Source organism: Acinetobacter sp. Li1LvA2, from assembly GCF_056156705.1.
Genome location: NZ_JBSICF010000005.1, coordinates 1 through 10,822, shown reverse-complemented (window position 1 = coordinate 10,822; position 10,822 = coordinate 1). Strand labels below are relative to the sequence as shown.

General features: G+C 37.4%; 8 protein-coding genes. 4 read left to right on the top strand and 4 right to left on the bottom strand.

The features are described from left to right. Nucleotides 1–79: 79 nt before the first annotated feature. From greA to ACS604_RS11255, 3 genes are all read left to right on the top strand, one after another. Nucleotides 80–556, top strand: a complete 477-nt coding sequence (gene greA, locus ACS604_RS11265; protein ID WP_005307940.1) for a transcription elongation factor GreA — start codon at nucleotides 80–82, stop codon at nucleotides 554–556. A 74-nt stretch (nucleotides 557–630) separates the two neighbouring features. Continuing rightward, nucleotides 631–1,263 carry a CatB-related O-acetyltransferase gene (locus tag ACS604_RS11260; protein WP_474771822.1) on the top strand — a complete coding sequence of 211 codons (633 nt, stop codon included), beginning with the start codon at nucleotides 631–633 and terminating at the stop codon, nucleotides 1,261–1,263. 123 nt (nucleotides 1,264–1,386) lie between these two features. Beyond that, nucleotides 1,387–1,824: a universal stress protein gene (locus tag ACS604_RS11255; RefSeq protein ID WP_353158079.1), complete on the top strand. Its 438-nt coding sequence runs from the start codon at nucleotides 1,387–1,389 to the stop codon at nucleotides 1,822–1,824. Between the two features lie 176 nt (nucleotides 1,825–2,000). On the opposite strand, the gene ACS604_RS11250 is transcribed toward ACS604_RS11255, so the two are convergent. Further along, nucleotides 2,001–2,330, bottom strand: coding sequence for an MGMT family protein (locus tag ACS604_RS11250; RefSeq protein ID WP_081309557.1), 330 nt, complete (start codon nucleotides 2,328–2,330; stop codon nucleotides 2,001–2,003). 81 nt (nucleotides 2,331–2,411) lie between these two features. On the opposite strand from ACS604_RS11250, the gene ACS604_RS11245 reads away from it, so the two are divergent. Further along, a complete protein-coding gene (locus ACS604_RS11245) occupies nucleotides 2,412–3,128 on the top strand; it encodes a zinc metalloprotease (RefSeq protein WP_174729983.1) in 717 nt (238 codons plus the stop codon). 5 nt (nucleotides 3,129–3,133) lie between these two features. Here the strand turns inward: ACS604_RS11245 and ACS604_RS11240 are convergent, their stop codons facing one another. From ACS604_RS11240 to ACS604_RS11230, 3 genes are all read right to left on the bottom strand, one after another. Beyond that, nucleotides 3,134–4,864 (bottom strand): CapA family protein, encoded by a 1,731-nt coding sequence (locus tag ACS604_RS11240; protein WP_474771821.1) that lies wholly within the window; start codon nucleotides 4,862–4,864, stop codon nucleotides 3,134–3,136. After that, entirely contained in the window at nucleotides 4,861–6,516 is a 1,656-nt protein-coding gene (locus ACS604_RS11235) for a glycoside hydrolase family protein (protein ID WP_440202699.1), read from the bottom strand. The genes ACS604_RS11240 and ACS604_RS11235 overlap by 4 nt, the downstream gene beginning before the upstream one ends. Before the next feature lie 145 nt (nucleotides 6,517–6,661). Then, nucleotides 6,662–10,822 (bottom strand): beta strand repeat-containing protein (locus ACS604_RS11230; protein ID WP_474771820.1); only part of this gene is annotated, 4,161 nt, incomplete at its 5' end.

Sequence of the window (10,822 nt, the reverse complement as noted above, 5' to 3'; positions counted from 1 at the left end):
GATAAGTCCCGTCACCTTATCGGTGGCGGGATTTTTTCATTTTTTTTAACTGTGTTTTCTCAAATTAAGAGGGACCAAAATGCAACGCTATCCAATGACCCCTGAAGGTAAAATTGCCTTAGAGAAAGAATTACAACATTTAAAATCTGTTGAACGTCCACGTATTATTCAAGCTATTGCAGAAGCACGTGAACATGGCGACTTAAAGGAAAATGCTGAATATCATGCTGCACGTGAACAGCAAGGTTTCTGTGAAGGCCGTATTCAGGATATCGAAGGTAAATTAGGCGCTGCTCAAGAAATTGATGTTAAAACACTTGAGCAAAATGGCCGTGTTGTTTTTGGTGTAACAGTAACAATTGAAAATCTTGATACTGAAGAACGTAAAACTTATAAAATTGTTGGCGATGACGAAGCAGATTTTAAAATTAATAAAATCTCGGTGAACTCACCAATCGCACGTGGTCTTTTGAGTAAGAGTGAAGGCGATGAAGTAAAAATCGTGACTCCTCAAGGCGAAGTCGAATATGAAATCGTAAGTGTAGAATATCTCTAAGATAATGCACAAATAGCCCCTCTTTATGAGGGGTTTTTATTCAATACTATTAATATATTTTTGGGAAATCACACATGGATAACTCTTTAATTAACTCTCCAGTTCGTCATTGGTGTGAATTTGAATTTATCCATAAAACTGTTAAAAACCCAAATATCCATATTAAAGGTCATTACTCATATTATTCAGCTTATTGGGATCAAGGTTTTGAACGTTGTGTCGTGCGTTATTTACATGATAAAGCCTCGACACCAGACAAACCAATTGACCAACTTTATATTGGTAATTTTGTTTGTTTTGGCGCTGGATGCGTCATTATGATGGGTGGCAACCAACTTCATAGACCAGATTGGATTTCGACTTTCCCTTTTGATACCCGTAGTTTTTTAGCAGCTGGTGATACTGTAATTGCCGATGGATGCTGGATTGGTAGCCGTGCAATGATTATGCAAGGGGTAAAACTTGGTGAAGGTGCAGTGGTTGCAACTGGAGCTGTGGTAACTAAAGATGTTCCACCCTATGCAATTGTCGGTGGTGTACCTGCTAAAATTATTAAATATCGCTTTCCTCAAGAACAAATCGACAAACTGCTTGCTTTAAAACTTTATGATTTGAATGAGAAGCAATTTTTAAAAATACGTGAGTATCTACAAACTGAAGATATAGATGCTTTATCTACACATATGGAAAATTTGCGGAATCTATAAAAATATATCTACAAAAATTTGTTGTTATAAACTCACAAATGATTACGTGCTTGAATTTAAATCGTCAAAAAATAAGTATAAAGTATTGAATAAATAAGCATCATTACAATAAGGAAAACACTCATGTTATATCAACATATTCTTGTGCCAATTGATGGTTCTGAAACTTCTATAATTGCCATGAAAGAGGCAATCAAACTGGGAAAAGCGTTAAATAGCAAAATTACGGTTGTGCAAGTTATGGCTCTTGATCCGTTTATTGCTGACGCCTATGTAAAAACTGGTCAAACCAATGAGCTGATTGAACGCACACGAACTTATTTACTCGATATTTTAGAGCAAGCAAAACAACAATTTTCTAATGAAGGCATCACTGTTGAAACTAAACTGCTGGAAGGTTTTGTTGTACATGAAGAAATTATTCAGGCCGCTCGAGACTTAAATGCAGATCTGATTGTTATGGGCTCTCATGGCCGCACTGGGGTCCGAAAACTTGTATTAGGAAGTGTGGCACAAAAAGTCTTAGGTGAAAGCCATATTCCTGTTTTAATTGTGCGCTAAAGTGAGATTGCCTGTCTTCGCTAAATTGAGCAAGATAGGCTTTTATTTCTTAAGAGATTGAGCTGAAGCCCCTCTTTTATGCATAACTCATCTGTGCCAGCAAACTTAAAAATAATATTGCTCCACTAAACCGTTTATTACTCTTTTTCATGTGTAATTACGCTCTAATCTGAACATTAAGGCTGCCAAGCAAATTGCTTTAAGTTTACTTTACCGTTTAATAAATAGACTCCTTCAGCTTCTAGCTTTAACTGCTGAACATTTTCACCCTTGTCATTAAATTTACTTAGGCTAATTTTGCCTTGAGAATTAATAACCCGATACCAAGGGACTTGATGATCCGCTTCAAGATGTTTCAAAACATAGCCAACTAATCTCGCATGTTTAGGTAACCCTGCCATACGAGCCACTTGCCCATAAGTTGCGACTTTTCCGTAAGGAATCAAAGCAATGACTTCTAAAATCTGCCGATGTAGTTCATACTGAGTCGTCAAAATGGACTCCATAAAAATTGACATAATTCATATCATATAAAAATTTTTGACTAAAACTAAATGCAATCCAAGGTGGGCTTGAGGGAAATCTGCATGAAAAAAATATTATTGGTGGTTACTGGGACTTTACTGTGCGCTTCTTGTACTACTCGCCCTCCTATTCCTTCAGGAGAAGTACCTAAAGTATCAATAGATGGCCGCCCTATCGTTCCTGTCACATTCGTATTTACCACTAATTCTCCAGAAGCTACGAAGTTTGATAATTACCAACAGATGCGTAAAGAAATCAAAATATTAAATAAATATTATGTAGATGATAAAAATAATAAGATTTTTAAATTCAAATTACACCGTTATATCCCTTTTGAGGAGTTTTCAAAATTACATTGCGATTTAAAGCAGCAGATCAATCAACCCTACCCGATCTCTACTGAAACTATTCCTGCCAGTGTAAACACCTGCTTTCCTAAAAGAACTGCCAGCAAGGAAGTCATCGTTTTTATTTATGATGCCTATTCTACTAAATGGAAATTTGAAGATGTAACAAGTAGAGCATTTCGTAATAATGGTAAACCTTTTGTTTTATTAGATTGGAACCGACTCAATTATAATATTCAGGCTGGTAGCGTACATGAAATGGGGCATGTGTTCGGACTAAAACATGTCTGCGCGCCGAATGCTACAAAACGTACACCAACCAACATCATGGCGAGTGCCGAATGTAAACGTGGCAGCGGTGGACTTAGAAATTTAGGTTTTACACCGGTCCAACTTCAAACAATTTTAGAAAATTACCAACGTTATCCATAAAGATTTTAAAAACTCATTTCGACGTAAAAACCTAAATCATCTTGTGCTGCATAATAATTTTCAGGAGTCAGTAATGAAGTCATATAATTGCTGGCCTCTGAAAAATCGTCTTCATTGACTGGATGCGGTTGCCAAAATGTTTTCAAATTATTGGTATAGATTGGATATAAACGCAGTCGATCTTTTGACAAATCTAGCCGTGCTATACATCCATACGGTAAAGCATTTTGCTCTGTATATTCACCATTGCTATTAAAAACCGCATTGCCAATACCAAATACCACAGGCTTCTGATTAATCACTTTAATCGGTTGAATGGTATGAGCTCCATGACCGATAACGAGGTCCGCACCAGCTTGAGTCAAAATATCAGCAAGCTTGTTCTGCTCTTTTGTAATTGGCTTAAAATCGATACCCCAATGGCAAATAACAATAATTTTATGCACAGGGTGAGTCTGCTTATAACAGCCTATTTGTTCAAGCAAAACTCCATTTAAACACGCAACTCCATTTTTATGACCTAAAGCATAAAAATCATAATCTAAATAGGCCGTGTCTCTGTGCCAATAGCCGTTAAAAATAGCGTAATGCTTGTTATTAAAAGTGATTTCAAAGTAGTTATGAGCATCTTTTTGATTTAGGCCTGCCCCAATATAAGAAATATTGGCCCGATCAAATTGTTGTAATGTATAAGTTAATCCACGATCCCCATAATCTTTTAAATGGTTATTTGCCAATACCACATGGTTAAGGTGAATATTTTTGAACTCTGCTAATGTTTGTTCGGCATCAGCTTTAAGAATAAATAGCTTTTTATGTACTAAAGGAGATTGATTTTCTAAAGAAAAGACTGCTTCAAAATTAGCGATATTTACGTCATGTTCCCCTAAAAAGGCTTTTATTTTTTCAAATGAATAGTCATATCCATACTGTTGCAGAGCATCCGTTTGTCCTCTCGCCTTACGCTTTTCAGTGTAGATTTCCCCAAAGTAGGTATCCCCTAAAATGTTAATAATACCGCTGGGGGTGGAACAAATTTTAGATGTTACCTTCTGTGCTTGAAAACAATGATAGTAAGGAATTAAGTGCTCAGCACGATAAATATCATCTAAAAAAGAAAAGAAACCAATAGTCTGGTTTTCCTCAAAGAACGTCAGATAAATTTTTCTAAATGAATTTGTAAGATATAAAACCTCTACTACATTCTGTGCCATTAATAGAGTCTGTGGTAGATAAGACTTTCCTTTAAAATTCAGCTCTTTTATAAAGAAAAGTTTTCTAATTTCAGCTGGCTGGCTATAAATATTTTTAACTAATAAAAACAAATGTTTTAACTGGTTTTGTATATTTTCTTTTTTCAAATTTAAATTATAGGTAACAGCTCTTTTTGACAAAATTAAATAGGCTTGCTCATTTGTACCGCAGAGCATCTTACTTAAAGCATCTTTTACATCTGCTGCTTGAGTAAAAATTAAGAACTGCAATAGTTCGGTAAATGTATAACTTTCCGATTTTTTTAAACCTAAATTTTGCTGTCCAATTTGCTCACTCATTTTTTGTGGCACAACATAGACGTCTTGAGCCTGTACTTTTTTTTGCTGAAATTGTTCTAGTGCATAGTCGATTAGCAGTAATGTAGAAATATCATTATCAAATTCGAATTGCCATATAGCTTCATCAAAACTTGTCGTATCGATATGTGCTAATAGCTTGATCTCAACGGGTTGATACTTCATGGCTCATCACCTTTGTAGTCTTTAACGTAAGCGATGTAACCCGATAAGTTATGTTCTTGATCATCAATCCTTACTCGAAAACGGTCATGGCGAATATAAAACGCATGTAAAATTTTATCTGGCCGCGCCATATACATCGCCATTTCCGGATAAAAAAAGCCTGTCGTTTGGAAATCAGCTCTAAACTCAATTAGCTTTTGAAGCTCGAAGATATAAGCCTGCTCAAAAAGTACCGTTCGCCCCTGCTCTTTTAAACGGTTCACCATTTTATAAGCAGCCATTAACATTTCTAATAAAGTTGCATAGGTTGTTTTTCGATTTTTAATAAAAATAAAATGTTTTAAATAATTATTTAAACCAAAAATAAAATATTTATCTTCAGGGCATATTTTAGTGAGTTCATTTGTACAATAACTTAACCAATGATCATGATATTTTTCATATCTCTTTTCAATAAAACATTCAAACATTAATTTAACAGTTTCTAATAATCTAGAATCTTGGTTAATTTGATATAAACGTAATAATGCTAAAGCAGCTTCACCATCATAATAAATAATCCTGAATTTTTCTTTTAAACTATAATCTGGATAATTTAATACATGTGTCGTTGAGCCACTTGAATCTACTAGCTTTAAAATACCATTTGCGAGTTTCTCTGCATATTTTTGATAATCACTTTTTTGAGTAATTTCTTGATATTTTGTTAACATTAAAATAGCAGCCGCATTGGCACCTAATTTAATTTCAAACTCCCCTTCTTTACCATCAATCATAAAGGCAGTTTCTGAGTCTTTTTCTTTATAAAAGTTGGTCAGTGCATAGTGAATGGCAGCATATATTTTGGGCCAATATTCTGGCTTGCTTTGCACTTCAAATGTTTCTACTAAGGCATATACCGAGGTACAGTGACGCACCGTATTGTAGTTACGAATGTCACGATCATAAGCAGAAAAACAGCCATATATAAATTTGCCATTTTCTTGAATCTGGTTATGCAGAAATTCCGAATTTTGCTCAATTAGATGCTGAAAATGCTGTTTTTTATTGCTTGAAATTCCTCTAATTCCATTTACATCATAACCACTCGCTAAGTTAATAAATTCCTCATTTTCATAAAATGCTGCGTAGGTATCAAAAGTCCAAATGTCTTGCAGTTCTTGTAATTTAATCTGTGGTTTTGGAGCGTTATATTTTTGCTTAACGGCATAATTTAGGTTTGTTTCATCAAAAAAGTTCGGTTTGTCGTAGCTCAAGCCTCGAATGATTGCTTTTCCATAAATCTCTTGCTCAAGAAAAGCCACTGAACAGTGTTCATCAAAACCAATCCCTTTACGGTAGTGGTTGTTGTGAAATTGATGGTGAACCTGCTGCTCTACTTCCTTCCAAGCTTGTTTCGTTAAGTTGTATGCCACATCAATTTTTATATAATCAGAAAGTGGTTCATGTGCAAACTGGTCATCAATAAAATCTAATAGTTGTTTTTTAGCCTGCTCTAAATTTGTTTTCTCACTGTGCCAAGCACTACATCTTTGATCTTTAGGGCCATAAGATAAAAATAAAATAATATCCTGTTTAAGACTCGGAACGTGTTGAACAATTTGCTCTAACCAAAGGTTCATTTGTCTTTGGAATTTTAAAAATGCCGTCACTCGAATTTAGTCCCTATCCGTTATTTGTTGTTCTATAAAGTTTTCAATACATCATAGCACGGACAAGCTAAAAGCTAGATTAACGTATTGTTTAGATGTAAAAAAAAGAGCCCGAAGGCTCTTTTTTTACTTGGTTAATTATCTATTAATAGATAATTTGACCATTGTTGAGAAGATCATTGAGGGTCAATGAAGTTCGAGATTCATCTAGATGAATTGTCAACAATTGAGTATTTGAATAAGTAAGACCTAAACCGTCACGATCTACACTAATTGTAGCGTTTTGAGTCGTAGCATCGTAGCTTACAGATACATATTGTCCAATGGTTAAACTGTTTGGATTGCCAAGTAATAAGTTACTAATATCAATCTTATCAGCTTGAGTATCAGTTGCCGTATTACCTACATGGAAATCATTCCATACATCTACACCATTACCACCAGTTGCACTATTTACACTTGCAGCTGTTAATGTGTTGTAAATCAAGGTATCCGAGCCATTACCAAGCGTAAATGTATCGTTCGCACTGGTACTTACAGCAAGGCTGTTCAACTCTTGACTCAAATCAATCGTTAATGTGCTGGTAGATTCAGCGCCCGTAACTGATACAAGTTTGTAGTTAATCGTATCAATCGTAGCATTTGCTGCACTATCTAATGGTTTGTAATAGTACGAACCATCATTGTAGAGGTACAAGGTACCTTCACCAGTATTAATCGCTTGACCAGCAGCAATTTGGTAGTTTCCTGGTGTAACTTCAACATACAATTGAGAAGCAACTGTAGTGTCTGCAACTCCACCAGTAGTATCACCTACCAAGATATTGCCATGAATCCAATCTGTTAAACCATCAGGTGTGTATTGATCTAGATGAGTTGTTTTTGTAGTCACAACCGAATCAAGTGACATATTACCAATTGGAAGCAAACTAGATAAGCTAAACACAACTCTATAAGTACCAGCAGATAAGTGAGATACATCAGCCGAGTATGCTGGAGCACCCAACACACCTGCCAAGGCTGTCGAAGAACCTGAATAAACTGTATCTACCCATACACCGCCTACAAACTGCTGGATCTTATAACCTGTCGTCGGTAGAACAGATAGACTTAAAGATGCTAAATAATTCAGCTGAACATGTACATCAGTTACAGTATTGGCAGCAACAACAAACTGGTTCGATGTCACTGTACTGCTTAAAACTGGTGGTAATGTACTAAGCGATACGTTACCACTTGGTACATCAACAACAGCATCAGTTACCTGTTTCATGCTGATTGTTGCATCACTAGTATCCGCATTGGCTACTGGTGCAGGAATTACCGCATCTACACCTGGGTTAGCTGTATCCCAAGTGATATCCACATCAGGTGAACCAATTTGGATATGCAATGTTGCCGTGTCTGTTCTACCAGTTGCTGGATCTGTCACGGTATAGGTAAAGCTATCTACTTTTCCTATATTTAACGTGTTAGCTGTAGCCTGATAACTATAAGTACCATCCGCGTTAATTGTTAAAGTACCATAAGCACCTACAATTGTTGCTGATGAACCTACACTCACAGCTGATGTATTACCATTTTCAGAAGTCACTGAAGTCACAACTGAAGTTGTCGTAATGTAATCTGGCGTATAGTTTGGTCCATATACAGCAGAGTTATCATCTGACAGAACATTACCAATGATAGGATCCACTACTAAGCTAGGTACTTGAGTAATATCGCCATTATTCAAAGTAATATCCGCAGTGACACTACCTAGAGCTGTAAGAAGCGTATTGCTCTCCATAAACAACTCATAAGTACCAGAACCTAAGTTATCAACCTTGAATTTCACCTCAGACCCAAAGATACCTAATAAATCAAGTACCCCTGTATCTGCACTATCTGCTACTACTGTACGAGTGCCGTCTGGATTAACTCGTGTTAATACCACATGTAAACCATCAACAATCGTTGCAACTGAACCAAAGTTCACTGAGATAATTGCTTCAGTAATATGGCCTGGATCAACTGTAAATGTCGCAGTACCTTGTTTAGTACCGATAACAACTCCACCAACACCAAGTAACCAGTTATAGCTAATTGCATTATCAAAGACTTGTTGTGTCGTTGGATAAACCATGTCAATTGCTGCTGAAGCAACGTTATCCATTGCATCAACAGGAACTGGGCTTGTGATAACAGCTGGTTGAGATGGATCATTAGCGTTCCAAGTCATATCCACACTATCACTATCCAAGTGAACATATAGAGTCGCTTGAGAACTATTGCCCGTAACTGGATCGAGTAACGTATAAGTAAACTCATCAACTTGTCCGAGATTTAGTCCATTCGCATTTGGTGTGTAAGTGTAGTTACCATTTTGATCAATTACCAATGTACCGTAAGTACCTGCAATCGTAGTTGTACCAGTTGCACTTACTGCATTTCCATTAACTGTTGAGATAATAGCGTCATGGGTTGCAGCATCAACTGCACCGTTGATACCAACATCTTTAATAACGTTGCCAGAAATTGGCTCGACAGAGTAACCAGCCACGATATATGGATTATAGACATCCATCGTACCAGTTAATGTTCCGCCTAGACCTACACCTAACAATCCGTCATAACCGATAAATGCACGGTACTGACCTGGTTCTAAGCCATCCACTACAGCAGTTGCTACTCCACCAATCAGAGATAGATCAATGAGCGAAGCTTCTGGGTTAGTTCCACCAATAGATACCCATTGTCCAGTAGTTGCATCGTATTTTTGAACAACTAGTGAGTAGTCACTTAATACATTCGCAGTGAGTAATCCACTGAAGGTAAATGTAGCTGTACCTTCTCGGTCTGCATCCACATTAAATGCAATGGTTGCATCACCTAGTAATTGTAAGTTCAAACCAGCGAGAGAAACTGCTGCTAAGTAACTTGCACTACCAAGAGCTACGTCATCTGCAACAAGCAACGATTCTGGATTAATTTCAGCAACTGCTAGGTTGTCTGCAGCTTTCACAGAGCTCAATTGAATATTGAGATTTGCTTGAGCAGTGTCCCCAGTTACAGGATCGGTTAATGTGTAGACAAACACATCTGTTTGACCAACACCAGCTGCACTTGCAGTAGGTGTATAAGTATATGAACCATCAAGGTTGATTTCCAATGTACCGTAAGCACCATTAATGATCGTGCCATCTGCTACAACAGGCTGACCGTTAACTGCACTTACAACTGTTGTTGGAGTCACGATGTCTACTTCACCTGAACCATTCACTTCTGTGATGACGTTACCATCAGCAACTTCAGTGTAGTATCCACCTACTTGCGTCGTGTCATAAACATCCATTGTGCCAGTTAAGGTACCAAGTAAACCAATACCTAGAAGACCGTTATAAGTCATGAATGCACGGTATTGACCTTCTTCTAAACCATCAATCACTACACTAGGAGTTGTACCTAATAAAGTAAGATCAAGAATGTCTGCTTGGCCACCACCATAGACAGAAGTCCATTGCCCCGTTGTTGTATCAAATTTCTGAAGGACTAGAGAATAATCAGATAATGCATCTACGCCAATTAAAGCACTGTACGTAAAGGTTGCGTTACCTTCATCACCTGCACCAACTGTAAAGCCAATCGCTTCAGAACCAAGTTGCAAATCAAGTCCAGCAAGTGACACAAGAGCTAAGTATGTTTTGCTACCTAGAGCTGCATCATCTTGTACAAGCAATGGTTGAGGTGCAAGTACTGCTGTATCAGTGTTATCAAAGGCAATGATAGAGCTTGCAAGAGTATAAGTTTGCGTATCTTGAAGTGTACTAGTGTTTCCTGCGAGGTCTGTGAATGTCGCAGTAGCATCAACAGTTAAGTCTGAATCTGCTGCAAGACCACTACCAGCTACATCAACTGTCCAAGTACCTGCTACGGCATCAACTGTGGCTGTATAGTCAACACCATTTACAGTAACCACAACACCTGTTGTTACGGCATCTGTAGGGATGTTGGTCAATGTACCTGTTAAGGTCACTGGTCCACCAGCTTCTGTCGCATCTAGAATGTTATCAGCAGTAACTGGGTCAATTGCTAACACAGTTGTAGTGATATCAGGTGGAGTAACATCTAGAGTTACCGTTACATCTGCATCAGCAACATCTACGTTACCTTGTGCATCTACAGCCTCAGCATGAATCACAATCTGACCAGTCACAGGATCTGCTGCTGTTGCGGCAAGAGTCGCTGTGATGAAGCCGTTGGTAATATCCGCTGCTGTCACGGTGTAGTTCACACCATTAACATTCACCACTGTGCCGTCGATTGC

Excerpts from the sequence above, each read along its gene's own strand:
- greA (WP_005307940.1), top strand. The coding sequence starts at position 80 with ATGCAACGCTATCCAATGACCCCTGAAGGTAAAATTGCCTTAGAGAAA.
- ACS604_RS11260 (WP_474771822.1), top strand. The coding sequence starts at position 631 with ATGGATAACTCTTTAATTAACTCTCCAGTTCGTCATTGGTGTGAATTT.
- ACS604_RS11255 (WP_353158079.1), top strand. The coding sequence starts at position 1,387 with ATGTTATATCAACATATTCTTGTGCCAATTGATGGTTCTGAAACTTCT.
- ACS604_RS11250 (WP_081309557.1), bottom strand. The coding sequence starts at position 2,330 with ATGGAGTCCATTTTGACGACTCAGTATGAACTACATCGGCAGATTTTA.
- ACS604_RS11245 (WP_174729983.1), top strand. The coding sequence starts at position 2,412 with ATGAAAAAAATATTATTGGTGGTTACTGGGACTTTACTGTGCGCTTCT.
- ACS604_RS11240 (WP_474771821.1), bottom strand. The coding sequence starts at position 4,864 with ATGAAGTATCAACCCGTTGAGATCAAGCTATTAGCACATATCGATACG.